The organism is Acidovorax sp. AC410 (assembly GCF_979253235.1).
In genome coordinates this window covers 6,790,646-6,815,794 of sequence record NZ_CEEDCG010000001.1, presented here as the reverse complement: position 1 = coordinate 6,815,794, position 25,149 = coordinate 6,790,646, and the positions used below count along the sequence as shown (strand labels likewise).

Here is a 25,149-nt window from a genome sequence, read left to right as displayed (position 1 = left end):
CTTTGTCGAGAGGAGCCCAGTAAGGGCGTGTCTCGGCGTTTTAAAGGCGCGCTCTCCATGACGTCACGCATTTCGCATTCTTCTTCTCCATCCCCCTCCGTTTCTTCCGTAGTTCGCCCGCTCGGGTCCGTTTCTGCACCTGCGCCCGCCTTGTTGTTTGCGGCGCTGGCACCGGTGGTGCTGGCGGTCTTCCTCGGTTTTCTGTCCATCAGCATTCCGCTCGGCGCCCTGGCGCTGGAGGTGCGCGACCACCTGGGCTTTGGCGCGGCCACCGTGGGCTGGGCCATCGGCCTGCAGTCGCTGGCCACCTTGCTCACGCGCCACCAGGCGGGCACGCTGTGCGACCAGCGCGGGCCGCGCTTTGCCGTGTTGCTGGGCCTGCCGCTCACGGCCTGCTCGGGGCTGGCGTATGTGCTGGGCAGTGTGCTGCCCCTGGGTGCTGGAACCAGCCTGGCCGTGCTGATCCTCGGCCGCCTGGTGGCAGGCCTCGGTGAAAGCCTGTTCCTCACCGGCCTCATGAGCTGGGGCATTGCGCGGGTGGGGCCTGCACGCACGGGTTCTGTCATGTCCTGGGCGGGCATTGCCATCTATGCCGCGCTCGGCCTGGGCGCACCGCTCGGGCTGGCGGTGCAGCCGTCCTTCGGCTTTGCCGGCGTGGGCGTGCTCGCGCTGATCACACCGCTGCTGGCTTGGGCCATCGCGCTGCGGCTGCCGGCCGTGCCGGCCGTGCCGGCCTCGGGTGGGCAGCAGCAACGCGTGCCGTTCCACCGCGTGCTGGGCCTGATCTGGCGGCCGGGGCTGGTGCTGGCGCTGGCCACTGTGCCGTATGCGGCGATGGCTGCGTTCCTCACCCTCAACTACGCGGCCCACGGCTGGGCCCATGCGGGCACGGCGCTGCTGGGCTTCAGTGCGGCCTACATCCTCGTGCGCCTGGTCGGCTCGGGCCTGCCGGACCGCCTGGGTGCCACGGCCGTGGCCGTAGGTTCGCTGGCCTTCGAGGCCGTGGGCCAGGTGCTGATCTGGCAGGCGGGCAACCCCGCCATGGCCGTGCTGGGTGCCACGCTCACGGGCCTGGGCTTTTCGCTCGTGTTCCCGGCCATGGGCGTGCTGGCCACGCGCTCGGTGCCACCCGAGCAGCGCGGCCGCGCGGTGGGCAACTTCATCGCCTTTGCCGACATTGCGCTGGGCGTGACGGGGCCGGTGGTGGGCATGGCGACGCACTGGTTCGGCATCGGCACGGCCTTTCTCGTGGGGGCGGGAGCCACATGCGTGGCGCTGGCCTTGCTGGCTACTGTGCGGCTGGGGCGCAGGGCATAGGCCTGGGCACCCGGCGGTTACGCCGCGTCCACCGACGTGGAGCGCCGCTCGATCAGCCGAAACCCCAGGTCCACGATGGGCTGCGCCACTGTCTCGCCATTGCAGCGGGCCATGATGAGCTGGGCGGCCAGGCGGCCGATCTCGGGGCCATCCACATGCACGGTGCTGATCGACGGCAGCATGTGCGCGCCGAACTCGGCGTTGCCGAAGCCCACCACGGCCAGGTCCTCGGGCACGCGCAGGCCGCGCGCCTGGGCCTCCACCAGCACGCCGTGGGCCAGGGTGTCGGAGCTGCAGCACACGGCCTGCAGCCCGGGTTCCTTGTCCAGCAACTCGGCCAGTGCGCGGCGGCCCAGGGCCAGGCTGCTGGGGGCGGGCACCACGGCGGTGGGTACGTCGTCACGGCCCAGGGTGGCCAGAAAGCCTTCGCGGCGCAGCATGGCGCGGTGGTCGCTGCCGGTGGCAATGCCGACCTTCTTCCAACCGCGCGCGAGGAAGTAGCCGGCCACCGCACCACCCACCTTGAGGTGCGAAAAGCCGATCACCATGTCCACCGGCCGGTCGCTCAGGTCCCAGGTTTCCACCACGGGAATGCCAGAGCGCTTGAGTCGGTCGCGCGCCTTTTGCGATTGCACCAGGCCGGTCATCACGATGCCGTCGGGCTGGCGGCTGATCATGGTGTTGAGCACAGCCTCCTCGCGCTCTGCGTCGTAGTTGGTCTGCCCCACGATGACCTGGTAGCCACCCGCGGCCAGGGCCGAGGTGAGGGTCTGCACGGTGGGCAAGAACTGCGATACCGACAGCGCCGGCACGATGGCCGCGACCATGCGGCTGCGCTTGGACTTGAGGCCACCCGCGAGCAGGTTGGGGATATAGCCCGTGGCCTCCACGGCCTCGCGCACCTTGGCGATGGTCTTGTCCGACACCACGCCCGGGTTGCCCAGCGCGCGCGACGCGGTGATGAGCGACACGCCCGCGACCTTGGCCACGTCGTGCAGGGTGACGGGCTTGTGAGGGGAGGGGGAGTTCATGGGGGAGGGCGATGGCAAGGGCGTGGTGAGTGGGGCCATACCCTACCAAAAATCCGGGGAGGCCCCCGCACTGGCCAGGTGGGGCGTGGTGCGATGACGACGGGTAGGGGCTCTCGCCGGCGGAGCCGATGGGCGTGCGGGCGGTGGTTTGCGGCCCGGCAGGCCTGTCTTCTTCGGGCAAACCCTGGTCTGAATCGGGTTGACGGCTCAAAATGACAACGATATCATTTGCGCCGGACTGTGGCAATGAGCAGTTGGCGAGGCCGACAAACCAACACACAAAAATCGCCCGACGATGCTGCTCTGGCAACAAAATGACAACGTTGTCATTTTGGGCCGTGCCATCAGACCTTTTCACCCAAGGCCACAGCAACTGCGGGGGCTGGCCATCGGGACCATTTCCATAAAGAAGGAGACAACGCATGAAAAAGACACTCACCGCCCTGTGCATCGGCCTGGCCGCCCTGGCATCGCACGCCCAGACCTGGCCCGACAAGGCCGTCACCCTGGTGGTGCCGTTCCCACCCGGTGGCTCCACCGACCAGGTGGCGCGCGCCGTAGGCCCGCTGCTCACCAACAAGTTCAAGCAGTCCTTCCTGGTGGAGAACAAGGCCGGGGCCACGGGCACCATCGGCGCCACCTTCGTCAAGCGCGCACCGGCCGATGGGTACACCTTCCTGGTCACCTCGCTCGGGCCCCTGGTGATCACGCCGCACCTGCTCAAGGGCATGCAGTACGACGCGCTCAAGGACTTCGACCTGATCACCGTGGCCGTGCAGTCGCCCAATGTGCTTGTCGTGCCCACCAACTCGCCGCTCAAGTCGGTGGCCGACGTGGTCGCCCACCTCAAGGCCAACCCCGGCAAGATGACCTTTGCCTCGGCGGGCAACGGCTCCAGCGACCACCTGACGGCCGAGCTGTTCTGGCAGCAGACCGGCACCACCGCCATTCACGTGCCCTACAAGGGCGGCGCGCCCGCGCACACCGACATCATGGGCGGGCAGGTGGATGCCTCGTTCCAGAACGTCAACTCGGTGGTGCAGTACATCAAGGGCGGCAAGATGCGCGCCCTGGCCGTCACCAGCGCCGCGCGCTCGCCCGTGCTGCCCGATGTGCCCACCCTGACCGAGGCTGGCGTGAAGAACGTCGAGGTCACCTCCTGGCAGGCCATCGTCGCGCCCAAGGGCCTGCCGCCCGCCGTGCGCGAAAAGGCCCACGCCGCGTTTGCCGAAGCGCTCAACGACCCGAAGGTCAGGGACCAGTTTGTCGGCATCGGCTTCGAGATGGTGGTCAACACGCCGGCCCAGTTCGCGGACTTCCAGAAGAAGGAGTACGCGCGCTGGAAGACGGTGATCGAGACCGGAAAGATTTCTATCGATTGATTTCCGCGTGCCCCAGGCGCTGCCTTGGGGCCTCTGCTTTCCCTGTTGTTCTCCAGCCCCTGCCCATGACTGCCTCCACCCCCTCCGCCGCCAACGACTCCATCGCCTGGGTCCGCGTTTCCTCGTGCTACCTGCCGCTGGCCAACCCGATCAGCGACGCCAAGGTGCTCACCGGCCGGCAGAAGCCGATGACCGAGATCGCGATGCTGTTCGCCGAGATCGAAACCCGGGACGGCCACAAGGGCCTGGGGCTGAGCTATTCCAAGCGCGCGGGCGGGCCGGGGCAGTTTGCCCACGCCAAGGAGATCGCGCCCGCGCTGATCGGCGAGGACCCGAGCGACATCTCGCGCCTGTGGACCAAGCTGTGCTGGGCCGGCGCTTCGGTGGGGCGCAGCGGCATGTCCACCCAGGCCATCGGTGCCTTCGACGTGGCGCTGTACGACCTCAAGGCGCGCCGTGCGGGGCTGTCACTGTCCAAGCTGCTGGGCTCGCAGCGCGACTCGGTGCAGTGCTACAACACGTCGGGCGGTTTTCTGCACACACCCATCGACCAACTGGTGGTGAACGCAGGCGCCTCCATCGAGCGCGGCATCGGCGGCATCAAGCTCAAGGTGGGCCAGCCCGACCGGGCGCTGGACATCACGCGCGTGGAGACCGTGCGCAAGCACCTGGGCGAGCATGTGCCGCTGATGGTCGACGCCAACCAGCAGTGGGACCGCCCCAACGCGCAGCGCATGTGCCGCATCTTCGAAGAGTTCAACCTGGTGTGGATCGAGGAGCCGCTTGATGCCTACGACTTCGAAGGCCATGCCGCGCTGGCCGCCACCTTCGACACCCCGATTGCCACCGGCGAGATGCTGACCAGCGCTGCCGAGCATGGCGAACTGATACGCCACCGCGCGGCCGACTACCTGATGCCCGACGCGCCGCGCGTGGGCGGCATCACGCCCTTCCTCAAGATCGCTTCGCAGGCCGAGCACGCGGGCCTGAGCCTGGGCCCGCACTTCGCGATGGAGTTGCACGTACACCTGGCCGCCGTGTACGCCACCGAGCCCTGGGTCGAGCATTTCGACTGGCTGGAGCCGCTGTTCAACGAGCGCCTGGAGATAAAGGACGGCCGCATGCTCGTGCCCACGCGCCCCGGCCTGGGCCTGAGCCTGAGCGAGCAGGCGCGCGCCTGGACGCGCGAAACGGCAGAGGCGGGACATCGCCCTTGATGCACCTGCGGTAGATTGAGAAAAACAGCACCGAGAACACCCCATGACCAATAGCACCGCATCCACCATGACCCCGGCGCGGCCACCCCTGCACATCAAGATGGACGAGCGCGACAACGTCGCCATCGTCGCCAACGACGGGGGGCTGCCTGCGGGCACGGTGTTCCCCTCGGGCCTGACCCTGGTGGACAAGGTGCCGCAGGCGCACAAGGTGGCGCTGGTGGACATTGCCGAAGGCGGCGAGGTGCGCCGCTACAACGTGCCCATCGGCTATGCCCTGAAACCCATCCCTGCGGGCAGCTGGGTGCACGAGCGCCTGCTGCGCATGCCCGAGGCGCGCGAGCTCGAAGGCCTGCCCATCGCCACGGTGAAGCCCGAGCCGCAACCAGCCTTGGAGGGCTATACCTTCGAGGGCTATCGCAATGCCGATGGCTCGGTGGGCACGCGCAACATCCTGGCCATCACGCAGACGGTGCAGTGCGTGGCCGGCGTCACCGACTTTGCCGTGCAGCGCATCAAGGCCGAGCTGCTGCCGCGCTTTCCGAACGTGGACGACGTGGTGGCGCTGGAGCACACCTATGGCTGCGGCGTGGCCATCGACGCGCCCGACGCGGTGATCCCCATCCGCACGCTGCGCAACATCTCGCTCAACCCCAACTTCGGCGGCGAGGTGATGGTGGTCAGCCTGGGCTGCGAGAAGCTGCAGCCCGAGCGCCTGCTGCCGCCCGGCAGCATCCCCCTGGTGGACGAGCGCAACGTGGCCGACACGGGCACGAGCGCCGAGACGCCGCTGGACGTGGTGTGCCTGCAGGACGATGCGCACGTGGGCTTCATGTCCATGGTCGATTCCATCCTGCGCCAGGCCGAGCTGCACCTCAGGCGCCTGAACGCGCGCCGGCGCGAGACCGTGCCCGCCAGCGAACTCGTGGTGGGCGTGCAGTGCGGCGGCAGCGACGCGTTCTCGGGCGTCACGGCCAACCCGGCCGTGGGCTACTGCACCGATCTGCTGGTGCGTGCGGGCGCCACGGTGATGTTCTCGGAAACGACCGAGGTGCGCGACGGCATCGACCAGCTCACCTCCCGTGCCTCCACGCCCGAAGTGGCCGAGGCCATGATCCGCGAGATGGCCTGGTACGACGCCTACCTGCAGCGCGGGCGCGTGGACCGCAGCGCCAACACCACGCCGGGCAACAAGAAGGGCGGCCTGTCCAATATCGTGGAAAAGGCCATGGGCTCCATCGTCAAGTCGGGCAGCTCGCCGATCTCGGGCGTGATCGCGCCGGGCGAAAAGCTCCGGCAGCGCGGCCTGATCTACGCGGCCACCCCCGCCAGCGATTTCATTTGCGGCACCCTGCAGCTGGCTGCGGGCATGAACCTGCATGTGTTTACCACCGGCCGTGGCACGCCCTATGGCCTGGCCCAGGTGCCGGTGATCAAGGTGGCTACGCGCGACGACCTGGCGCGCCGCTGGCACGACCTGATGGACATCAACGCCGGAACGATTGCCACCGGCGAAAAGACGATTGCCGATGTGGGCTGGGAGATGTTCCAGCTGATGCTGGACGTGGCCAGCGGCCGCAAGAAGACCTGGGCCGAGCAGTGGAAGCTGCACAACGCGCTGGTGCTGTTCAACCCGGCACCGGTGACCTGAAGGCCTTGCCTCACACTATCGTTTTTGTTTCCACCAGGAGTCCTCGCGTGTCCTCTCTCCCAGCCCAGAAAGTCGCTCTCGTCACCGGCGCTGGCAGCGGCATCGGCCGTGCCGTTGCCCTGCAACTCGCCAAGGATGGTTTCCACGTCGTGGCCACCGGCCGCCGTACCGAATTGCTCGATGCCCTGGTGGCCGAGGTGCAGGCTGCGGGTGGCAAGGCCCTGGCCGTCACCTCCGACGTGCGCGACCCCGCCAGCGTGGATGCGCTGTTCCAGGCGGTTGAAAAGGAATGCGGCCGCCTGGATGTGCTGTTCAACAACGCCGGCATCGGCGCGCCCGCCGTGCCCATGGACGAGCTGCCCGTGGAGAAGTGGCTGGACGTGGTGAACACCAACATCACCGGTGTGTTCCTGTGCGCGCGGGCGGCCTTCGGCCTCATGCGCCGCCAGTCGCCGCAGGGTGGCCGCATCATCAACAACGGCTCGATCTCGGCCCACACGCCGCGGCCCTTCAGCAGCCCCTACACGGCCAGCAAGCATGCCGTGCTGGGCCTCACCAAGTGCCTGGCACTCGACGGGCGTCCCTTCAACATCGTGGGTTGCCAGATCGACATCGGCAATGCGCTGACCGACCTGTCGGTCCGCATGACCAAGGGCGAGGGCGTGCGCCAGGCCAACGGCACCATGGCCACCGAGCCCATGATGGACGTCAAGCACGTGGCCGAGGCCGTGGGCTACATGGCCGGACTGCCGCTCTCCGCCAATGTGCTCAACATGACGGTCATGGCATCGAACATGCCGTTTGCCGGAAGAGGCTGAGCCTTTATTCGGTAGCCGGCTTGGTTTTCGATGCCGCCTTGGCCTTGCTCTGGGCCAGGGCGCGGCTTTCCTTCTTGAGCCCCGTGGACACGGGGCACACGCTCTGCATGAAGCCCGTGAGGGTGTGGGCAAGGTTGTCGCGCTGCAGGCTGTAGAAGACGAACTGGCCGCGCTTTTCCGAGGTGACGAGGCCGGCGTTCTCCAGCACCTTGAGGTGCTGCGAGAGCGAGGGCTTGCTCATCTCGAAGCGCGCAGCGATCTCGCCCGCCGACAGCTCGGTCTCGGACAGGTAGGCCAGGATCTTGCGCCGAGGGATGGACGCAAGCGCTTCGAAGATTTTTTCCATCTGCGCATTCTAGCGAAGCTGTGTCGTGACTTATTTAATTAAATATTTAGGTATTTAACTAAATATTGCTATGATGGCTGCAAAGGAAATGGCCATGCGCAACACCCCGAACCCCACCGCCACCGTGTACTACAACAGCGCCTGCCCCGTGTGCGATGCCGGCATCTGCGCCATGCGGGAGCGGCTGGCAACCGATGAGGGTGTGCAGTGGGTGGACGTGCACCAGCACCCCGAGGTGCTCGATGCCCTGGGCCTGGACCTCGAAGCCGTGCGCGAGCGCCTGCACGTGGCCGACGGGCAGGGGCGCATGCAGGTGGGTGCCGATGCCCTGGCCGCCGCCCTGCGGCGCGTGCCGCGCTGGGGCTGGCTGGCCGCGCCGCTGCGCTGGTGGGGCCTGCGCCGCATCACCGACCTTTTCTACAACGCCTTTGCGCGCCGGCTCTACCGTTGGAACCGAGCCCAGGGCCACTGGTAAGCCAGTCGATCTTTCCGATTTTCAAAGGAGCAACACCATGGTCCACACCAATTTTGACGCCGCCGAACTCGCCAGATTCCAGCAATTGGCCGACCGCTGGTGGGATCCCGAGTCGGAATTCCGACCGCTGCACGAGATCAACCCGCTGCGCCTGCAGTGGATCGACGATGCCGTATTGCTCACCGGCAAGCGGGTGCTCGACGTGGGCTGCGGCGGCGGCATCCTGGCCGAGTCCATGGCCCGGCGCGGTGCCGATGTGCTGGGCATCGACCTGGCGGACAAGCCACTCAAGGTGGCCACGCTGCATGCCCGCCAGACTGGCGCCAGCGTGGCCTACCGCGCCGTGTCGGCCGAGGAACTGGCGGCCGAGCAGCCTGGCAGCTACGACGTGGTGACCTGCATGGAGATGCTGGAGCATGTGCCCGACCCGCGCCTGGTGATCGAGGCCTGTGCGCGGCTGGTCAAGCCCGGTGGCTGGGTGTTCTTTTCCACGATCAACCGCACGCCCTTTGCGTGGCTGATCGCGGTGGTTGGTGCGGAGTATGTGCTGCGCCTGTTGCCGGTGGGCACGCACGACTGGCGCAAGTTCATCCGCCCACACGAGCTGGTGGCCGATGCGAAGGCGGCGGGCCTCGCGCTCAAGGACTCGCGCGGGCTGGGCTACAACCCCTTCACCCGGGCCTTCAGGCTGCACCGCGCGCTGCGCGTGGGCTACCTGCTGGCAACGAAGAAGCAGGGTTGAAGGGAGTCAACCTGCAACGGCCTGCAGCGCCTGCTGCACATCGGCTGCCTGCTGCGGGCGCACCAGGCGCTCCACTTCCTTGCCATCCTTGAGGAAGACCAGCGTGGGCCAGAGCTTCACGCCGAAGGTGCGCCCCAGGCGCTGGCCGGGGCCGTCCTCGACCTTGACGTGGGCCACGTCGGTGCGGTCCTTCAAGGCGCCTTCGATCAGGGGCTGGGCACGCTGGCAATGGCCGCACCAGGGCGTGCCGAACTCGACGACGGTGGCACCGGCCAACTGGTCCACTTCATCGCGCGAAGGGGGCTGTACAAGGTGTGTGGCTGCGTAAGGCATGGTGAATCTCGTTCGAATGGGATGTTCAGTACAGCGTAGGCCGTGTTTCGGCATGCGTGGAGAAGTCCATGCCGCACCTGCGTGTCAGATCACGCCGTCAAAGACCATGACGTCCACCGGTTCACCGATGGCCACTTCACCCTGGCCGTGGTGCAGCACGATGAGGCCGTTGGCCTGCACCATGGAGCTGAGCACGCCCGAGCCCTGGTTGCCCGTGGTGCAGACCTGCAGGCTGCCGTCGGGCGCGGTGCTCACCGTGCCGCGCTGGTACTCGGTGCGGCCGGGCTTCTTGCGCAGGGCCTCGGTGCTGGTGGCGCGCATGAGGGGCGCGGGGGCGTGCGTGCTGCCCATCATGCGCAGCAGGGCGGGGCGCACGAAGGCCAGGAAGGTGACCATCACCGCCACCGGGTTGCCGGGCAGGCCGAACAGCACGGCTCTGCGGCCGTCAGGCGTGTCGCCCGCCAGGCGACCCACGGCCATGGGGCGACCGGGGCGCATCGCAATGCGCCAGAAGGCCACATCGCCCAGTTGTTTCATCATGGTGCGCGTGTGGTCCGCCTCGCCCACGCTCACGCCGCCGCTGGTGATGATGGCATCGGCCTGCTGCGCCGCCTGGCGGAAGGCCGCCTCCAGCAGGGCGGGCTCGTCGCGCACCACGCCCAGGTCGATCACCTCCACGCCCAGGCGCGTGAGCAGGCCGAACACGGTGTAGCGGTTGCTGTCGTACACCGCGCCCTCGCGCGGCGCCTCGCCCAGGCTCAGGATCTCGTCGCCGGTGGAAAAATAGGCCACGCGCAGGCGGCGATGCACCGTGACGGTGGGCAGGCCCAGGCTGGCCACCAGGCCCAGCGCGGCCGGCGTGAGCAGCTCGCCCTGCGCCAATGCCACGCTGCCTTGCATCAGGTCTTCGCCCTTGAAGCGGCGGTTGTCGCCCGGGCGCAGCACGTCGGCGGCGATGGTGATGGAGCCGTCTGCCCCGGTGGTGGTGAACTCCTGCGGCACCACGGTATCCAGCCCCGTGGGCATGATGGCCCCGGTCATGATCTTCACGCACTCGCCGGCGGCCACCGTGCCCGCCCAGGCCTTGCCGGCCAAGGCCGTGCCCACGGGCCGCAGCGTGAGCGGCTGGCCCGGCACCAACTGGGCGCCGGCCAGCGCATAGCCATCCATGGCCGAGTTGTCGTGCGGCGGCACGCTCACGGGCGAGACGACGTCGCTGGCCAGCACGCGCCCCAGCGCGTCGAAGAGGGGCAGGGTTTCGCTGCCCTGCACCGGCTGCACCAGGCGCGCGAGAAAGGCATTGGCATCGGCAACGCTCAGGGCCTTGGGGTCGTAGCCCTGCAGTTCGGCGGCAATCTGGGCAAGGGTCTTCATGGGCGGTCGGATGGTGTGCCGGCCTCCAGCGCGTGCAGCTCGGCCAGGGTGTTGGCGTTGAAGAAGGCCTGCGGGTCGTCGCCCGGGGCGTTGAAGGGCACGATGGCGCAGGCATGCTGGCCGGTCCACGCATCGATCTTGCGGCCGCCGGCCTGGGTGAAGGCCACCAGGCTCTCCAGCAGGTCCACGCGCAGCAGGCAGAACACGGGCTGGGGGCGCACGGCCACCTGGCCGCTGCCATCGTCCTCGGGGGCTGCGGCCATGGCGATGTCGGCACCCGCTTCGTCGGCCGCTGCAGCCAGGCGCGTCGCCAGGTCCAGCGGGAACAGGGGGGTGTCGCACGGCACGGTCAGCATCCACGGGGTTTCGCAGCGCTCCAGCCCGGTCATGAAGCCGGCCAGCGGGCCGGCGTAGTCGGCCAGCACGTCAGGCCACACTGGCGCGCCGAAGGATTCGTAGGCTGCCAGGTTGCGGTTGGCGTTGACCATGGTGGCCCCGGTCTGCATCTGCAGCCGCATCAGCGTGTGCAGCGCCAGCGGCATGCCGCGAAAGCCCTGCAGGCCCTTGTCTACGCCGCCCATGCGGGAGCCGCGGCCCCCGGCCAGCACAAGGCCGGTGATGTCCTGGATGTCGATCATGGAGAGGGGTGGCCCGGTGTGCGTTGAAGAAAAATTGAAAGGGCAGCCGTGGCTGCGCCATCACCCGCCGATGTAGCTCATCTCCACCCGGCGCGGCCCTGGCGTGGCGTCCGCGGGCAGGCTGCTGCGCAGCTCCGAGTAGCGGTCGCTGCGGCCCTGCCAGATGGGAGCGATGGCCGATGCGATGGCCTCGTCGCTCGCGCCGCCGCGCAGCAGGCTGCGCAGGTCATGGCCCTGGGTGGCGAACAAGCACAGGTACAGCTGGCCTTCGGTGGACAGGCGGGCGCGGTTGCAGTCGTGGCAGAAGGCCTGCGTGACGCTGCTGATCACGCCGATCTCGCCCAGCGCTGGGTCGTGGCGGCCGCTGGCATCGGCATAGCCCCAGCGCTCGGCGGTCTCGCCGGGGCTGGCAGGGTCCAGCGGCACCAGGGGCAGGTGGGCGCGCAGGCGCTCGATGAGTTCGGCCGAAGGCAGCACCTCGTCCATGCGCCAGCCGTTGGTGGCGCCCACGTCCATGTACTCGATGAAGCGCAGCGTGGTGCCCGTGCCGCGAAAGTGCCGCGCCATGGGCAGGATCTCGTGGTCGTTGGTGCCGCGCTTGACCACCATGTTGACCTTGATCTGCGACAGGCCCGCCGCATGGGCTGCCTCGATGCCCGCCAACACGTCGGCCACCGGAAAATCCACGTCGTTCATGCGCCGGAACACCGTATCGTCCAGGCCGTCGAGGCTCACCGTCACGCGGTTCAGGCCCGCATCCTTCAGCGCGCGGGCCTTGCGCACCAGCAGCGATCCGTTGGTGGTCAGCGTGAGGTCGGGGGCCGTGCCGTCCACCGTGCGCAGCGCGGCCAGTTGCTCCACCAGCGCTTCGAGGTTCTTGCGCAGCAGCGGCTCGCCGCCCGTGAGGCGGATCTTGCGCACCCCGTGGGCCAGGAACAGCCGGGCCAGGCGCGTGATCTCCTCGAAGCTGAGCAACGCGCTGTGGGGCAGGTAGGGGTAGTCCTTGTCGAACACCTCCTTGGGCATGCAGTAGCTGCAGCGGAAGTTGCAGCGGTCCGTCACGCTGATGCGCAGGTCGCGCAAGGGGCGACCGCGCGTGTCCACCAGGTGGCCCGTGGGCGCCTGGCCATGCAGCGGCACCACCGCCCGGAGGGCGGCGCTGCGCTGGTCCACCAGGGGGATCACACGTTCGGCCATGGGGGCATTTTGCCGCAGTTGCCGCCTTGGGGATGCGGCCCCCCAACTTGCCCTTGTGGGGCGCTTAGACGCAGCGGCCGCCGTCCACCTCGATGCACACGCCATTGATGAACGAGGCCTCGTCGCTGGCCAGGTAGAGCGCGGCGTTGGCCACGTCGAGCGCGGTGGAAAAGCGCCCCAGCGGGATGGTGGCCAGGAACTTGGCGCGGCGCGCGTCGTCCACCGGGCCGCCGGCAAATTCGGCGGCCAGGCCCGTATCGGGGTTGAACACGGGGTTGATGCAGTTCACGCGGATGTTGTCGGGGCCGAGTTCGGCCGCCATGGACTTGCTGGTGATGATCACGGCGCCCTTGGAGCCGTTGTACCAGGTCAGGCCCGGGCGCGGGCGCAGGCCGGCGGTGGAGGCGATGTTGATGATGCTGCCGCCGCCCACCTTGCGCAGCGCCGGCACGGCGTGGATGGCCGAGAGGTAGATGCTCTTCATGTTGATGGCATAGACCTTGTCGAACTCTTCCTCGCTCACTTCCAGCATGGGGCGGTTGCGGTGCGTCCAGCCGGCGTTGTTGACCATCACGTCGAGCTGGCCGTACAGGCGCACGGCCTCGTCCACCAGGGCCTTGACCTGGGCGGAGTTCGTCACGTCGGCCTTGAAGAAGGCGGCCGTGCCGCCGGCGGCGGTGATCTCGGCCACCACGCGCTGGCCGCCGGCTTCGTTGATGTCATTGACGATGAGCTTGGCGCCTTCGGCCGCCAGTCGCTTGGCGATGCCCTCGCCAATGCCATTGCCGGCGCCGGTGACGATGACGGACTTGTTCTGTGCACGCATGGAGTGTCTCCCTGTCTTTGGAAAAAAGTGTGGCGGTGAAGAGTGGTGTGCCGACCGTGGTCAGCGTTCGGCGGGCGGTGCAGCCGTGTCGGGTTTGCTGATTGCAGCGGGCACGCGGCCATAGAACTGCGGAAAGTGCTCCTTCACGCCGTTGCCGTCGAAGGCCCAGCCCGTGCACTGGCCCAGGTGGCGTGGCGGGTCGCCATTGGCGGGTGGCGCGAACACGGCGGTGACGGACTGGAAGGCGGCCGTGGCCAGGTTGAACAGCAGCTCGCGCAGGTGGGTGCAGCTGGCCACGCCACCCAGGTGCTTCTGGATGGCCTGGCGCCAGCCGCGGGTCATGCTGCAGCCCACCATCTGCTGCAGCGCGGCCTGGGCCAGCGGGCAGTCCTTGAGCGGGTGGGCGTCCATCGCCACGTCGATGGCCTGCACCACGAGCTGGCGGTCCACCGTGACGCGCAGCAGCATGTGGTGGATGGGCTCGCCCGCGCGCCGCACGCCCTCGCCACGGTGTACGGGGGCATCGTAGGCCTTGCTGTCGTGCAGCTCGCCTTCGATGTCCCACAGGCCGTCGTCGCGTTCATAGCCCTGGTAGGTCACGCGCCGGACATGCCGGGCGGTGCGGGGGGCGGGGGGGCTCAGGGGCATGGAAAGAGGTCTTGCGCAAATCGGTGCCCGCCAGGTCGGCGAGCGCCGGAATCAACCGTGCTTGATCGCCACGGTCTTGAGGGTGGTGAAGCCGTACAGCGCCTCGAAGCCCTTCTCGCGCCCGTAGCCGCTGGACTTCACGCCGCCGAAGGGCAGCTCCACGCCGCCGCCGGCGCCGTAGTTGTTGATGAACACCTGGCCGCTGTGTACGCGCTTGGCCATGCGGAACTGGCGCGAGCCGTCGCGCGTCCAGATGCCGGCCACCAGGCCGAACTGCGTGGCATTGGCCAACTCCACCGCATGGTCCTCGTCCTGGAAGGCCATGGCCGAGAGCACGGGGCCGAAGACTTCCTCCTGTGCCAGGCGGTGCTGCACGGGCACGTCGCGCAGCAGCGTGGGGGCCTGGTAGAAGCCGCCTTCGGGCGACTCGTCCACCACCACGCCCTGGGCCACCATGGGGATACCGGCCACCTGCGCGTCGGACAGAAAGTCCCACACGCGCTGCTGCTGGGTCTGGCGGATCAGCGGGCCCACATCGAGGTCCATGGCCGCAGGGCCTACGCGCAGGCCTTCGAAGGCCTTGCCCAGGCGTGCGAGCAGGGGTTCATAGATCAGCGAGTCGATCAGCACGCGCGAGCCAGCGCTGCAGGTCTGGCCCGCGTTCTGCACGATGGCGTTGATCACCACGGGCACGGCAGCGTCCAGGTCGGCATCGGCAAAGATGATCTGCGGGCTCTTGCCACCCAACTCCAGCGTCACGGGGCAGTGGCGCTCGGCCGCCACCTGCTGGATCAGCGTGCCGATCTTGGGGCTGCCGGTGAAGCTGATGTGGTCGATGCCCGGGTGGCGCGCGAGCGCGTCGCCCACTTCGTGGCCGTAGCCGGTGACGATGTTCAGGGCCCCCGAGGGGAAGCCCACCTCGGCCGCCAGTTGCGCCACGCGGATCAGCGACAGGCAGGCGTCCTCGGCCGGCTTGACCACGCAGACGTTGCCGGCGGCCAGGGCGCCGCCCACGCTGCGCCCGAAGATCTGCATCGGGTAGTTCCAGGGAATCACATGGCCGGTCACGCCATGCGGTTCGCGCCAGGTGAGCACGCTGTAGCCGTCCAGGTAGGGCAGGGTTTCGCCATGCAGCTTGTCGCAGGCGCCGGCATAGAACTCGAAGTAGCGTGCCAGCGCCAGCGTGTCGGCGCGCGCCTGTTTGGTGGGCTTGCCGCAGTCGCGCTGCTCCAGCGCGGTCAGCTCGTCGGCATGTTCGAGCACCTTGGCCGACAGGCGCTGCAGCAGGCGGCCCCGGTCGGCGGGTGCCATGCGCTGCCACACCGCGTTGTAGCACTGGCGCGCGGCATGCACCGCCGCGTCGATGTCGTCGGCGTTGCTGCGCTGGATCTCGTCGAAGGGCTGGCCGTCGGACGGGTCGATCACGGCAAGCGTGCGGCCCGACGAGGACGGAACAGAGGCGTTGGCGATGTAGTTCAGTTGCATGGCAGCATTTTGCCCGGAAATGCAAAGTGTTCTTAGTATTTTGCTCGAAAATGCCCTTGGGTGATAACCCGTAAGCGCTGGTAGCTATTGTTTCAATAGCAAGTGGCGCGCAGGGCCGCCAGGTCCAGGATCTCCACCTCGCCGCGGTGCACGCGCACCAGGGCGCGGCCCTCCAGCTCCTTGAGGATCTGGTTCGTGGTCTGGCGCGAAATGGCCAGCATCAGCGACAGCTGCTCCTGCGAAATGCCGATCACCCGGCGCGACTGGCCCTCGGCCGTCCACTGGCCGTAGCCCTCGGCCATCATCACCAGGCGGCGCGCCAGGCGCTGGGCGGCAGGCAGCAGGGCAAGCTCTTCCATGGCCACGAAGGCGGTGCGCAGCTTGTCAGTGAGCAGCAGGGCCAGCGCATGCCAGTGCTGCGGGTGGGCGGTGAGCCAGGCCTGCAGGGGCTCGTGCGGTACCTGCAGCAGGGTGCTGGCCTCGGCCGCATGGGCGTCGTGCGTGCGCGCCGAGTTGTCGAACACCGAGATCTCGCCGAACCAGTGCGGCGGCTCCAGCCGCGTAAGCAGGGCGGCGCGCGCCTCGTCGGCCTTGCCCCCTGTGCCCGAAATGCTGATCGCGCCGCGCACCACGGCGTACAGCCCGCAGGGGGCATCGCCGCGCAGAAACAGCACCTCGCCCGGCGCCAGCTGGCGCAGGTGGGCCATGCCCAGCAGCGGCTGGGCGAAGTCGGGCGGCAGATGGGCGAACCAGCGGCCGGTCTGGAGCACGGGAAGGTAGGCGGCGGGGTCGGTCATGCGGGCGAGGGCAGGGAATCGGGCAGGGCGTTGTGTCGGCTTTCCGACAGACTGTGGCCGGGCATCGGGTGAGTATGGATGCTGCTCAAAACAATACCAGGAGACACCCATGAAAACCCTGATCGACCAGCTGTCCCAGTACGCCGACTACCACCGCGACCCGCGCAACATCCACACCCACTTCGTGGGCGTGCCGATGATCATGTTCGCCGTGGTGATCCTGCTCTCGCGCCCCACCTGGCTGCTGGGCGGGGTGCCCGTGGGCCCGGCGCTGGTGGCAGCCATCGCGGCCAGTGTCTTCTACTTCCGGCTCGATACGCGCTTTGGCCTGGTGATGGCCACGCTGCAGGCCGCCATGCTGGCCGGTGGCCAGTGGCTGGCGCTGCAAGGCACCACGCTGTGGCTGGCCACGGGCGTGGGCCTGTTCGCCGTGGGCTGGGTCATCCAGTTCGTGGGCCACTACTACGAGGGCCGCAAGCCCGCCTTCGTGGACGACCTGGCAGGCCTGATCGTGGGGCCGCTGTTCGTGGTGGCCGAGCTGGGCTTTCTGATGGGTCTGCGCAAGGAAGTGCAGCACGCCATCGAGCAGCGCAGCGGGCCGGTGCGCCTGCGCACGGGGCCGGCTGCCACAGCCTGACCCGGCGCTTCTCCTTCTCTCTCCTCCTTCATTGAATCCGGCCCACGGCACCGCATGGCGGTGCCGTGGGCTTTGCCACAGGAGCGCGGCCCGCCTGGCCGCGTGAGCGCACCATGAGTTTCATTTCCATCCTGCCCACACTGCTGTTCATTGCGCTGGGCCTTGTCATGTTCGGCCTGGGCTTGTCGCTCACCGTGGCGGACTTCAAGCGCCTGCTGCAGTACCCGCGCGCCGTGGCGCTGGCCCTGGTGCTCCAGGTGCTGGTGCTGCCGGCGGCCTGCTACGGCCTCATCGTGCTGCTGGGCGTGCCGCCGCTCTATGCCGTGGGGCTGATGCTGCTGGCAGCCTCGCCAGGCGGCGTGTCGGCCAACCTGTTCAGCCACCTGTTCGGCGGCAACGTGGCGATGAACATCTCGCTCACGGCCATCAACACGCTGCTGTCCATCGTGAGCCTGCCGCTCATCACCAACTGGGCCATCGCCACCTTCGCCAAGACCGGCCAGGTGGTGCCGCTGCAGTTCGGCAAGGTGCTGGAGGTGATCGTGATCGTGCTCATCCCCGTGGTCGTGGGCATGTGGGTGCACCGGCGCGCCCCGGCCTTCAGCGCGCGCATGGAAAAGCCGATGAAGCTCTTCAGCGCCGTGGTGCTCGCGTCGTTCGCGCTGATTGCCATTGCCAAGGAATGGGCGGCGCTGTCGGCATCGTTTGCGGATATCGGCCCGGCCGTGCTGCTGTTCAATGCGCTGAGCCTGGGTGCCGGCTACTTCCTGCCGCGCGCGGTGGGCATGGACAAGTCCATGGCCACGGCCATCGGCTTCGAGATCGGCATCCACAACTCCACGCTGGCGATCTTCATCGCGCTGTCGGTGCTGAACAACTTCCAGCTCGCGCTGCCGGCCGCCATCTACTCGGTCAGCATGTACATCATGGCGCCGCTGTTCGGCATGCTGGTGCTGCGCAGGCCGGGGCAGAACGCCGCCGCAAGGCCCTGACTTACAGCCTGCTTTCCACGCTGTTGCGCATGGCGGCCTGCGCCACGGCGTCCAGGGCGACATCCACCACGGGCTGCTGGCTGAGCACCTGCAGGCTGCCTTGCTGGATGCACCGGTCGAGCAGCCGCAGGGTCATCGACTGGGTGCGGCCCGACGCGTTGGTGAAGAGGAAGAAGGTGCCCTGCGAGCCGACCCAGGACAGCTGGGTGCGCTCCCACTGGCCCGCCACCAGCAGGTTGACCCAGCTGCCGACGGCCAGCGCAGGTCGGGTGGGTCCATCCACCGGGGTGGGGGCGGGCGGGGGCTCCAGGGTCCCGGGCTGGGAAGGCTGCAAGTCGTCCATGAAGCCGGAATCCTGGGCTTCCGATGGCGCAAGCCACGGCTCCTCGTCCATGAGCGGGGTTGCTTGTTCCGCAGGCTCCGTTTCGGCGGGCAAAGCGGCAGGCTTGGGCCCGCCCTGGAAGGCCTGCTGGTGCAATTGCATCAACTGCGCGAAGACGGCTTCGGTCCTGTCAGCGGGGTAGTCGATCAGTGCGAGGCCCTCGCGCAGGCGAGGCAGCAGTTGGGGGATCAGGCGCGCGAGCTCACCGGTGTTCGTGCGGGTCAGTTCGGGCTGCGCGCTCCAGACCAGGGCACCCACCAGCTCCTGGTAGCGGCCCGGATCGGCGCTGCCGGTCCTGTCGGTCAGGCGCGCCTGGGCCATGACCTGGGCCCAGGGGCCGAGCAGGAAGTGGGCAATCTCGCCGGGAATGTTGTCGAGCTGCGGCAGCAACCGGATCTCGCCGGACAGCCTGGCCGCCAGGAGGTGGCGCTGCTCCGCGTGCTGCAGCGCCTCGATGGCGCGCTGGCGCTCCTGTTCGCGCGCCTGCTCGCTGTCCGCCCATTGCACGTGCAACTGCTGGCGGACCTGCTCGAAATCGTCGGCTCCTTCGATGGTGGCTGTGGCCAGCGGGCCGGCAATGTCCATGAGGGAGCGCATGAAGCGCTTGAAGCCGGGTGCCTCGGGCCCGTTGAAGGCCATGGCGTGGTCGGTGATGTCCTGCAGCAGGCGGCGCGCGGGGTGCTCCTTGTTGCTGAAGAACCGGGGGTCGGCCAGCGCCAGCTGCATCAGGGCGGGCTCCAGGGCGCGCACGAACTGCTGCACGGGCCACGGCAGTCGGCTGTCGCGCGCGATGTTGTCCACCATCAGTGCGACCACCTCCATGCCCAGGGCGTCGCCCAGCCCTGCGGCGCGCCGCTGCCCTGGCTCGCCCGGCTGGGAGCGCTGGCCGCCCAGGCGCTCCATCATCTGGCCGACCTGGTTCATTTCCTGCAGCGCCTCGAAGGCGGCGGGCACGGTCATGGCGAAATCCGTGGCGGGCGGGTCGATCTGCGGAAGCTGAGCCGGGCTGTCGAACTCGCGTGCAAAACGTTCGGCGAAGGGCTCATCGTCCGGCCTGGCCGCCGGGGCCTGCGCCGGCGCGGGCGGCTCGCTGAACTCGCCGAGCAGCAGGCGGCGCAGCCGGTCGAGCGTGAGCAGCGGGTCGCCGGAGCCTGCCGGTACCGGCATGTCCGTTTCGGCGCCGAAGCCGGGAGAGGTTTCGCCATTGCTTGGGGCAACGTACACATACTGGCCGTCGGCCTGGCGCATGGCGTAGCCCACGGGCTGCACGCCGCCTTGCTTGAGCAGATCGATCTGCGCCAGGTAGAGCCCCTTGAGCTCGGTGCCCAGCGCCTTGGCCATGTGCGCCATCCAGTCGTTGCGCACCTGCGCGGTGGCCTGCATCTGCGACACCACGGCCTGCAGTGCCTGCAGGAAGACTTCGGGGCGCAGGGGGTTGTGCTCGGGCTGCACCCTTTGCAGGCCCTGGGCCGCGCACACCAGGGCGTCGAGGTCGGCCAGAGGGCCCTCCACGGCAGACGCCAGGACCTGCCTGGCGCGGGCGCGCTCGACGCTTTCGGTGATCTGCGACTCGTCCATCAGTTCGAGCTGGTCGAAATGGATGGTGAACAGGGAGCGCGAGGGCTTTTCCTCCCCTGGCGCGGTGGTCTGCTGTTCGAGCGCCTTGCGCAGCGCGCCAGGGTAGCGCTCGCCCATCACAGAGGTGAGCCGCATCAGTTGCTGCTGCGCTTCGAGCATGCCCTGGTGCTCGCCCGGGGTGCGGGCCTGGTCCTGGCGCAGTTGCAAAGACATGCGCGTCGCCTCGGCGACGCGCTCCATCAGCTGCCTGGAATCCGCCAGCACGCCCTGGACGATGCGCTGGTAGTGCGGGGCGTTGCCGCCGAAAGAGGCAGGGTCAGGCGGTGCGGAGTGTTTCAAGGCCATCTTCTCTGGAAATACCGGAATGCCTGTGATGGTACGCGGGCTTGCCGCCCAGGTGCCCAAGAATCTGTTCAAGAAGACCTGAACAGGTTCTTGGGTCCTCAGCCCGGTTGGCCAGGGCCTGGCCGGGTCCAGGCCAGCAGCGCCACCGTGCCTGCAGCGCACAGCGCCACCAGCGCACACAGCTGGGGCAGGGCCGCCGCGAGGGGCGCCCCCAGCTGGTTGAGCCGCAGCGAGGCCTGCACGCCCGAGGTGCTGGGCAGCAGCCAGCGCAGCCACTGCAGCGGCTCGGGCAGGGCCTCCACGGGCCACGAGAAGCCGGCCACGAAGGCGATCGGCAGGGTGGTGAACAGCAGTACCTGCAGTGCGCGCTCGCGGTTGCCCACCCACAGGCCGATCAGCGCGCCCAGGGCCGCGATGGCGGGCACATAGCAGGCCAGCAGCGCCAGCGCGCCCAGCGGGTTGCCGCCTCGTGGGTAGTCGTGCAGCAGGAAGATCCAGCCGAAGTAGAACAGGCCACTGATCCAGCCCAGCGTGCACAGCGCCAGCAGCCGGCCCAGCCAGGTACGGGTGCGCGCCCGGTGCCGGCCGGCCTCCACCCAGGTGCCGGTGAGCATGGCCGCGCCCATGAGCAGCGTCTGCTGCAGGATCAGCAGGGCCACGGCAGGCACGACGAAGCTGCCATAGCCCTCGGTCGGGTTGAACAGCGCCACCATCTGCAGTTGCACCGGGTTGCGGCTGGCCGCGGCCTGCTGCGCGCTCTGGCCCGCAGCCTGCAGCTTGCGGATCTCGATGCCGGCGGACACGGTGCCCACGGCCTCGGCAAAGCCGTACTGCACGGCCTTGTTGAGCAGCGCATAGGCGCCATTGCCTTCAACGCGGACCAGGGCCTCCTCGCCGCGCACCACGCTGCGCTTGAGGTGGGCGGGGATCAGCGCATAGCCCTCCACCTCGCCGCGCCACAGCGCTTCTTGCGCCTCGCGTTCGCTGGCGGTCACCAGGCGCACCTCGATGCGCGGGTCGGCCTCGGCAAAGCGCGTGATCTGGCGCGACAGGCTGCTGCGGTCCATGTCCACCACGGCCACGGGCACACGGGTGAGCACCTCGTCGGCATAGAACCAGGGGTAGAAGAAGCCATAGAGCACGGGCGCGGCCACGAGCAGCAGCAGCACGCCCTTGTCGCGGCTGATGGTGGCCAGGGCCTGCAGCCAGGCGCTCCAGAGGGTCGAGGGTTCGGCAGAGGTTTCGTACCGTTTGTCCATCACCGTCCTCCCCAGCTTTCAGGCTTGTTGCGTGCCAGTTGCAAGGCCAGCGTGCAGATCGCCAGCAGCACGGCGGTGGCCGCCATCAGCGCGACCACGGTGGAAACACTGGTGCGCAGCGGCGCGCCCATCTGCAGCTGCTCGATCTGCAGGCGGATGTAGTGGGTGTAGGGCATGGCCTCGGCCCAGGCGCGCGCGCTGGCCGGCATGCCCGCCAGCGGAAAGGCCACGCCGCTGAACGCAAACGCCGGTGCCGCGAAGAAGCCGGCGCCCGACAGCGCCGTGCGCAGCGAGCGCGTGGCGCCCGCCAGCGCCGCACCGGCGGCCAGCGACACGGCCATCAGCAGCGCCAGCCCGGTCGCCACCCAGGCCAGGTTGCCCGGCGGGTGCCAGCCGCGCCCCCAGGTGATGCCCGTCAGCGCCAGCAGCGCCACCAGCGTCAACGAGGCCCATGGCAGGGCGAGCTTGCCCACCAGGGCCGCACCCGTGCGCAGCACACCACCGCCCGCGTTCAGCCATTCGCCCAGCGTGTGGTCGCGCAGTTCGCGGCCCACGGTCCAGGCGCCGGCCGTCATGGCCAGGATGTGCAGCAGCGCCGGAATCAGCGCCGCGCCCAGGAACTGCTCGTAGTTGGTGGACACGTTGAACAGCGCCACCAGTTGCGTGTGGATGGGCTCCATGCTCACGCGCACGGCCTGGGCCGGCTCGCCGCGCTTGTTGCGCGCCGCCATCTCGATGCCGGCCGACAGCGTGCCCACCACGGCACGCACGTCGCGCTGCAGCACGCCCGAGTGCGTGCCCAGCTGCGCGTTGTGCAGCAGCGTGACCTGGGCCGTGCGGCCCTCCTTCACGGTGCGCGCAAAGTCGCGCGGGAGGGTGACGATGGCGTAGACCTCCACGCTGCGCAGCGCGCGTTCGGCCTCGGCCGTGTTGGTGTAGTGCTGCACCACCTGCAGGCCGGGCGTGGCGTCCAGCATGCGCACCATCTGGCGCGACAGGGCCGAGTGGTCGTCGTCCAGCACGCCCACGGGCAGGTGGCGCGGCAGGCCGGCCGAGAAGATCCAGCCCATGAGCAGCACGGCCAGCAGCGGCACCCAGGTGACCATGGCCAGGTCCCAGGGGCTCTTGAGCAGGCGCTGTGCCTCGCGGCGAAAGCTGTGGACCAGGGGATTCATGGCGTGGTCAAGGCGCAGGGCGTTGCGTGCCGGCCCATTGCACCAGCACCGTCATGCCGGGGCGGGCGCCTTCGATGGGGCTGGCCGGGCGCGCGCGCACTTCGAAGGTGCGCACGTCGAAGCCCTGGCCGGCGCGCGTGGCGCGCCAGGTGGCGAAGTCGGGCAGGGCGGCCGTGTGGTAGACCTTGAAGCGCACGGGCTTGCCGGCAGTGCCGAGGGCCGGCAGCGTGGCTTCGAACTCCTGGCCGATGGCAAAGCGCTGCAGCCGGTCTTCGCGCACGTTCAGCACCACCCACTGGTCGGCCAGGTCCACCACCGTGACCACGGCCACGCCCTGGGGCGAGAGCTCGCCGCTGCGCGCCAGCACCTTGGCCACCTCGCCGGCCACGGGGCTCTTGAGCTCTGTCTCGGCCTGGGCGGCCTTGACCTCGGCGACCACGCCGGCCACCTGGCGCGCCTGGGCGCTGGCGGCGGACCGGTCCTCGGGCCGGGCACCGGCGCGCGCCAGCTCGTACTGGGCCTTGGCGGCCAGGGCCTGGTCGCGTGCGGCCTTGTGGTTGGCCTCGGCCTCGTCGCGCTTTTGCGCGGCCACCAGGCCTTCGCGGGCCAGGCCGTCCACCCGGCGGTAGGAGGATTCGGCTAGGTCGGCCGCCGTCACGGCGCGCTGCCAGGCCAGGCGCGCCATCTCCACTTCCTGCGGGCGGGCGCCGTGCGCGGCCTTGTCGGCCACGGCCTGGGCCGCTTCCTGCGCGGCGGTGGCTTGCGCCAGCTTGGCCTGCACCTCAGGGCTGTCCATGCGGATCAGCGGGGCGCCCACGGCGATCTGGTCGCCTTCCTTGACCAGGATCTGCGCGATGCGCGCGGTGACCTTGGGTGCGATGTCGGCCTCGCGGGCTTCCATCTGGCCCTGGAACACCTCGGGGGCCGGTTGCGAAGCCTTCCACAGGCCGAAGCCGACGAAAGCGCCCACGGCCACCAGGGCCATGGCGCCCAGTACCGCAGCCTTTGTGCTGCCCTTGCCGTTGATCTTGCTGCTGTCGCTCATGTTCATTCCACCTTCACATCGGCACGTGCCATGTATTTGCCAAATTCATCGGACAGGCCGCAGCTTTCGAGCAGCTCGGCCAGGGCCTTCACGTAGTCGTGGGCGGCCTGGGCGCGTTCGGTCTGCGCCTTGGCCTGGTTGACCTGGGCGTCGATCAGGTCCAGCGTGGTGCTGGTGCCGGCGCGCAGGCCCGAGGTGCGCAGGCGCAGCACCTCGTCGGCCACCTCCAGGCCGGGCTGCAGCCCGAAATAGGCGCGCCGGGCCTGCTCCAGCGCCTGCCAGCGCTTTTCCACCAGCAGGGCGATGTCGTTCTGCGCCTGGGCGCCGCTGCGCTCGGCCTGCTCGATCTGGCGCGAGGACGATGCGGCCAGCGCATCGCGGTCGATGGAGTCCCACAGCGTGAAGCGCACGCCGATGCCGGCCACCCAGTCTGCATCCCTGCCGCTCTTGAGCTGGCGCTGGCCGAAGGCGAAGACCTGTGGCTTGCGCAAAGCCTCCTGCGCCGCATGCAGTTGCTCGGCCTGGCCCTTCTTGGCGGCCACCTTGGCCAGGCCCGGGTGGCGCTGCAACGCGGCATCGACGAAATGGGGCAGGGGCTCCACCGGCTGGCCGAGCACGAAGAGCGGGCTGGTGGGCGCCACGCGCTCGCTGGCCTTCACCGTGCGGGTGAGGGCGGTGGCGGCCAGGTCGGCGTCGTCGCGGGCCTTGCGTGCGTTGCGGCGGGCCTCCTCCAGCGCGGCGCGGGCCTGCAGGCGCTCCACGCGGGCGATCACGCCGGCGTCCAGCATCTTCTGCGCGGCGGCATCGTGCTGCTCGATGGTGGCCAGGGCCGACTCGCGCAGCCGGGCCGCCTGCTCGGCGAGCTGGGCGCCGAAGTAGCGCTGCACCAGCACCGTGGTGACCTCGTGGCCGGTCTTGTCGGCATCGGCCTGCACTTCGGCCGCCTGTGCCTCCACCAGGCCGCGCGCAGCATCACCGGCACCGCCCATGTAGATGGGCCAGATGCCCGAGACCGAGGTGCTGGTGTCCGTCTTGTGGCGGTTCAGCGTGTAGCTGGCCGGCAGATGGGGCAACTGGGCCAGCGAGCCCGCCAGCTGCGGCGGCAGCTGCTGCAGCACGCCCGGCAGGGCCTGGTTCACGGGGTTGAGGTCCAGGTCCAGGTTGGCGTTGTAGGCGTACGCGGCGCCGCTGAGCGAGACCACCGGCCCGCCCAGCCGTGCCAGGGCCTGGCGGCGCAACTGCGCGCTTTCCACCGCGTTGCGCGATGCGGCGAGCTGGTCGGAGCGCGCCGTGAGCTGCTCCAGTGCGGCCTGGAAGGCCATGGGTTCAGCCTGGGCTGGCAGCTGCATGGCGAGTGCGGCCAGCAGGGCGGCGGCCCGCAGTGAAGAAATACGCAGGCAAGGGAGGGGCTTGCCGGCCGCCGCATGCGGCCGGTGAGAGGGGCTCTGGGTCATGGTCT

24 protein-coding genes are annotated in these 25,149 nt (G+C 69.0%); 9 read left to right on the top strand and 15 right to left on the bottom strand.

Annotated features, from left to right (window positions below; translation table 11 throughout):
- Positions 1-57 precede the first annotated feature (57 nt).
- A complete protein-coding gene (locus AC0IZS_RS31675; RefSeq protein ID WP_471639287.1) occupies positions 58-1,317 on the top strand; it encodes an MFS transporter in 1,260 nt (419 codons plus the stop codon).
- Positions 1,318-1,334: 17 nt separating this feature from the next.
- Here AC0IZS_RS31675 and AC0IZS_RS31670 read toward each other — a convergent pair whose 3' ends face one another.
- Positions 1,335-2,348 (bottom strand): LacI family DNA-binding transcriptional regulator, encoded by a 1,014-nt coding sequence (locus tag AC0IZS_RS31670; RefSeq protein ID WP_471639286.1) that lies wholly within the window; start codon positions 2,346-2,348, stop codon positions 1,335-1,337.
- Between the two features lie 422 nt (positions 2,349-2,770).
- Here AC0IZS_RS31670 and AC0IZS_RS31665 point away from each other — a divergent pair, with 422 nt between their 5' ends.
- The 4 genes from AC0IZS_RS31665 (at position 2,771) to AC0IZS_RS31650 (ending at position 7,416) form a co-directional block, all read left to right on the top strand.
- Positions 2,771-3,730 carry a Bug family tripartite tricarboxylate transporter substrate binding protein gene (locus AC0IZS_RS31665; protein WP_471639285.1) on the top strand — a complete coding sequence of 320 codons (960 nt, stop codon included), beginning with the start codon at positions 2,771-2,773 and terminating at the stop codon, positions 3,728-3,730.
- Positions 3,731-3,795: 65 nt separating this feature from the next.
- Positions 3,796-4,947: an L-talarate/galactarate dehydratase gene (locus AC0IZS_RS31660; protein ID WP_471639284.1), complete on the top strand. Its 1,152-nt coding sequence runs from the start codon at positions 3,796-3,798 to the stop codon at positions 4,945-4,947.
- Positions 4,948-4,990: 43 nt separating this feature from the next.
- Entirely contained in the window at positions 4,991-6,598 is a 1,608-nt protein-coding gene (garD, locus tag AC0IZS_RS31655; protein WP_471639283.1) for a galactarate dehydratase, read from the top strand.
- Between the two features lie 47 nt (positions 6,599-6,645).
- Positions 6,646-7,416 (top strand): SDR family oxidoreductase, encoded by a 771-nt coding sequence (locus tag AC0IZS_RS31650; RefSeq protein ID WP_471639282.1) that lies wholly within the window; start codon positions 6,646-6,648, stop codon positions 7,414-7,416.
- A 4-nt stretch (positions 7,417-7,420) separates the two neighbouring features.
- Here AC0IZS_RS31650 and AC0IZS_RS31645 read toward each other — a convergent pair whose 3' ends face one another.
- Positions 7,421-7,762 carry a metalloregulator ArsR/SmtB family transcription factor gene (locus AC0IZS_RS31645; RefSeq protein WP_471639281.1) on the bottom strand — a complete coding sequence of 114 codons (342 nt, stop codon included), beginning with the start codon at positions 7,760-7,762 and terminating at the stop codon, positions 7,421-7,423.
- A gap of 94 nt (positions 7,763-7,856) precedes the next feature.
- Here AC0IZS_RS31645 and AC0IZS_RS31640 point away from each other — a divergent pair, with 94 nt between their 5' ends.
- The gene (locus AC0IZS_RS31640) at positions 7,857-8,237 is read left to right on the top strand and encodes a thiol-disulfide oxidoreductase DCC family protein (protein ID WP_471639280.1); all 381 of its coding nucleotides are present in this window, start codon (positions 7,857-7,859) and stop codon (positions 8,235-8,237) included.
- A gap of 37 nt (positions 8,238-8,274) precedes the next feature.
- Positions 8,275-8,979 carry a bifunctional 2-polyprenyl-6-hydroxyphenol methylase/3-demethylubiquinol 3-O-methyltransferase UbiG gene (gene ubiG / locus AC0IZS_RS31635; RefSeq protein ID WP_471639279.1) on the top strand — a complete coding sequence of 235 codons (705 nt, stop codon included), beginning with the start codon at positions 8,275-8,277 and terminating at the stop codon, positions 8,977-8,979.
- A gap of 6 nt (positions 8,980-8,985) precedes the next feature.
- Here the strand turns inward: ubiG and AC0IZS_RS31630 are convergent, their stop codons facing one another.
- From AC0IZS_RS31630 to AC0IZS_RS31595, 8 genes are all read right to left on the bottom strand, one after another.
- A complete protein-coding gene (locus AC0IZS_RS31630) occupies positions 8,986-9,312 on the bottom strand; it encodes a thioredoxin family protein (protein WP_471639278.1) in 327 nt (108 codons plus the stop codon).
- An 84-nt stretch (positions 9,313-9,396) separates the two neighbouring features.
- A complete protein-coding gene (moeA, locus tag AC0IZS_RS31625; RefSeq protein WP_471639277.1) occupies positions 9,397-10,686 on the bottom strand; it encodes a molybdopterin molybdotransferase MoeA in 1,290 nt (429 codons plus the stop codon).
- Positions 10,683-11,324 carry a molybdenum cofactor guanylyltransferase MobA gene (gene mobA / locus AC0IZS_RS31620; protein WP_471639276.1) on the bottom strand — a complete coding sequence of 214 codons (642 nt, stop codon included), beginning with the start codon at positions 11,322-11,324 and terminating at the stop codon, positions 10,683-10,685. The genes moeA and mobA overlap by 4 nt, the downstream gene beginning before the upstream one ends.
- 60 nt (positions 11,325-11,384) lie before the next feature.
- A complete protein-coding gene (gene moaA / locus AC0IZS_RS31615; protein ID WP_471639275.1) occupies positions 11,385-12,521 on the bottom strand; it encodes a GTP 3',8-cyclase MoaA in 1,137 nt (378 codons plus the stop codon).
- A gap of 64 nt (positions 12,522-12,585) precedes the next feature.
- Complete coding sequence (locus AC0IZS_RS31610) at positions 12,586-13,347, bottom strand: SDR family oxidoreductase (RefSeq protein ID WP_322595855.1); 762 nt, start codon at positions 13,345-13,347, stop codon at positions 12,586-12,588.
- A gap of 60 nt (positions 13,348-13,407) precedes the next feature.
- Positions 13,408-13,995 (bottom strand): DUF2889 domain-containing protein, encoded by a 588-nt coding sequence (locus AC0IZS_RS31605; protein ID WP_471639274.1) that lies wholly within the window; start codon positions 13,993-13,995, stop codon positions 13,408-13,410.
- A 51-nt stretch (positions 13,996-14,046) separates the two neighbouring features.
- Entirely contained in the window at positions 14,047-15,480 is a 1,434-nt protein-coding gene (locus AC0IZS_RS31600; RefSeq protein WP_471639273.1) for an aldehyde dehydrogenase family protein, read from the bottom strand.
- A gap of 92 nt (positions 15,481-15,572) precedes the next feature.
- Positions 15,573-16,277 carry a Crp/Fnr family transcriptional regulator gene (locus AC0IZS_RS31595; RefSeq protein ID WP_471639272.1) on the bottom strand — a complete coding sequence of 235 codons (705 nt, stop codon included), beginning with the start codon at positions 16,275-16,277 and terminating at the stop codon, positions 15,573-15,575.
- Between the two features lie 109 nt (positions 16,278-16,386).
- Here AC0IZS_RS31595 and AC0IZS_RS31590 point away from each other — a divergent pair, with 109 nt between their 5' ends.
- Both AC0IZS_RS31590 and AC0IZS_RS31585 read left to right on the top strand, forming a co-directional pair.
- Positions 16,387-16,914, top strand: a complete 528-nt coding sequence (locus tag AC0IZS_RS31590; protein ID WP_471639271.1) for an Mpo1 family 2-hydroxy fatty acid dioxygenase — start codon at positions 16,387-16,389, stop codon at positions 16,912-16,914.
- Between the two features lie 113 nt (positions 16,915-17,027).
- Entirely contained in the window at positions 17,028-17,906 is an 879-nt protein-coding gene (locus tag AC0IZS_RS31585) for a bile acid:sodium symporter family protein (protein WP_471639270.1), read from the top strand.
- Between the two features lies 1 nt (position 17,907).
- Here AC0IZS_RS31585 and AC0IZS_RS31580 read toward each other — a convergent pair whose 3' ends face one another.
- The 5 genes from AC0IZS_RS31580 to AC0IZS_RS31560 form a co-directional block, all read right to left on the bottom strand.
- Positions 17,908-20,211, bottom strand: a complete 2,304-nt coding sequence (locus AC0IZS_RS31580; RefSeq protein WP_471639269.1) for a DUF1631 family protein — start codon at positions 20,209-20,211, stop codon at positions 17,908-17,910.
- Positions 20,212-20,309: 98 nt separating this feature from the next.
- Positions 20,310-21,470 carry an ABC transporter permease gene (locus AC0IZS_RS31575; RefSeq protein WP_471639268.1) on the bottom strand — a complete coding sequence of 387 codons (1,161 nt, stop codon included), beginning with the start codon at positions 21,468-21,470 and terminating at the stop codon, positions 20,310-20,312.
- Positions 21,470-22,645, bottom strand: a complete 1,176-nt coding sequence (locus tag AC0IZS_RS31570; RefSeq protein WP_471639267.1) for an ABC transporter permease — start codon at positions 22,643-22,645, stop codon at positions 21,470-21,472. Before AC0IZS_RS31570 ends, AC0IZS_RS31575 begins: the two co-directional genes overlap by 1 nt.
- A 7-nt stretch (positions 22,646-22,652) precedes the next feature.
- Complete coding sequence (locus AC0IZS_RS31565; protein WP_471639266.1) at positions 22,653-23,690, bottom strand: HlyD family secretion protein; 1,038 nt, start codon at positions 23,688-23,690, stop codon at positions 22,653-22,655.
- 2 nt (positions 23,691-23,692) lie between these two features.
- Complete coding sequence (locus tag AC0IZS_RS31560) at positions 23,693-25,144, bottom strand: TolC family protein (protein ID WP_471639265.1); 1,452 nt, start codon at positions 25,142-25,144, stop codon at positions 23,693-23,695.
- Positions 25,145-25,149: the final 5 nt, after the last annotated feature.

Bases quoted from the DNA above. Each gene is read 5' to 3' on its own strand.
- AC0IZS_RS31675 (WP_471639287.1), top strand. From the start codon at position 58: ATGACGTCACGCATTTCGCATTCTTCTTCTCCATCCCCCTCCGTTTCT.
- AC0IZS_RS31670 (WP_471639286.1), bottom strand. From the start codon at position 2,348: ATGAACTCCCCCTCCCCTCACAAGCCCGTCACCCTGCACGACGTGGCC.
- AC0IZS_RS31665 (WP_471639285.1), top strand. From the start codon at position 2,771: ATGAAAAAGACACTCACCGCCCTGTGCATCGGCCTGGCCGCCCTGGCA.
- AC0IZS_RS31660 (WP_471639284.1), top strand. From the start codon at position 3,796: ATGACTGCCTCCACCCCCTCCGCCGCCAACGACTCCATCGCCTGGGTC.
- garD (WP_471639283.1), top strand. From the start codon at position 4,991: ATGACCAATAGCACCGCATCCACCATGACCCCGGCGCGGCCACCCCTG.
- AC0IZS_RS31645 (WP_471639281.1), bottom strand. From the start codon at position 7,762: ATGGAAAAAATCTTCGAAGCGCTTGCGTCCATCCCTCGGCGCAAGATC.
- AC0IZS_RS31640 (WP_471639280.1), top strand. From the start codon at position 7,857: ATGCGCAACACCCCGAACCCCACCGCCACCGTGTACTACAACAGCGCC.
- ubiG (WP_471639279.1), top strand. From the start codon at position 8,275: ATGGTCCACACCAATTTTGACGCCGCCGAACTCGCCAGATTCCAGCAA.
- AC0IZS_RS31630 (WP_471639278.1), bottom strand. From the start codon at position 9,312: ATGCCTTACGCAGCCACACACCTTGTACAGCCCCCTTCGCGCGATGAA.
- moeA (WP_471639277.1), bottom strand. From the start codon at position 10,686: ATGAAGACCCTTGCCCAGATTGCCGCCGAACTGCAGGGCTACGACCCC.
- mobA (WP_471639276.1), bottom strand. From the start codon at position 11,324: ATGATCGACATCCAGGACATCACCGGCCTTGTGCTGGCCGGGGGCCGC.
- moaA (WP_471639275.1), bottom strand. From the start codon at position 12,521: ATGGCCGAACGTGTGATCCCCCTGGTGGACCAGCGCAGCGCCGCCCTC.
- AC0IZS_RS31610 (WP_322595855.1), bottom strand. From the start codon at position 13,347: ATGCGTGCACAGAACAAGTCCGTCATCGTCACCGGCGCCGGCAATGGC.
- AC0IZS_RS31605 (WP_471639274.1), bottom strand. From the start codon at position 13,995: ATGCCCCTGAGCCCCCCCGCCCCCCGCACCGCCCGGCATGTCCGGCGC.
- AC0IZS_RS31600 (WP_471639273.1), bottom strand. From the start codon at position 15,480: ATGCAACTGAACTACATCGCCAACGCCTCTGTTCCGTCCTCGTCGGGC.
- AC0IZS_RS31595 (WP_471639272.1), bottom strand. From the start codon at position 16,277: ATGACCGACCCCGCCGCCTACCTTCCCGTGCTCCAGACCGGCCGCTGG.
- AC0IZS_RS31590 (WP_471639271.1), top strand. From the start codon at position 16,387: ATGAAAACCCTGATCGACCAGCTGTCCCAGTACGCCGACTACCACCGC.
- AC0IZS_RS31585 (WP_471639270.1), top strand. From the start codon at position 17,028: ATGAGTTTCATTTCCATCCTGCCCACACTGCTGTTCATTGCGCTGGGC.
- AC0IZS_RS31580 (WP_471639269.1), bottom strand. From the start codon at position 20,211: ATGGCCTTGAAACACTCCGCACCGCCTGACCCTGCCTCTTTCGGCGGC.
- AC0IZS_RS31575 (WP_471639268.1), bottom strand. From the start codon at position 21,470: ATGGACAAACGGTACGAAACCTCTGCCGAACCCTCGACCCTCTGGAGC.
- AC0IZS_RS31570 (WP_471639267.1), bottom strand. From the start codon at position 22,645: ATGAATCCCCTGGTCCACAGCTTTCGCCGCGAGGCACAGCGCCTGCTC.
- AC0IZS_RS31565 (WP_471639266.1), bottom strand. From the start codon at position 23,690: ATGAGCGACAGCAGCAAGATCAACGGCAAGGGCAGCACAAAGGCTGCG.
- AC0IZS_RS31560 (WP_471639265.1), bottom strand. From the start codon at position 25,144: ATGACCCAGAGCCCCTCTCACCGGCCGCATGCGGCGGCCGGCAAGCCC.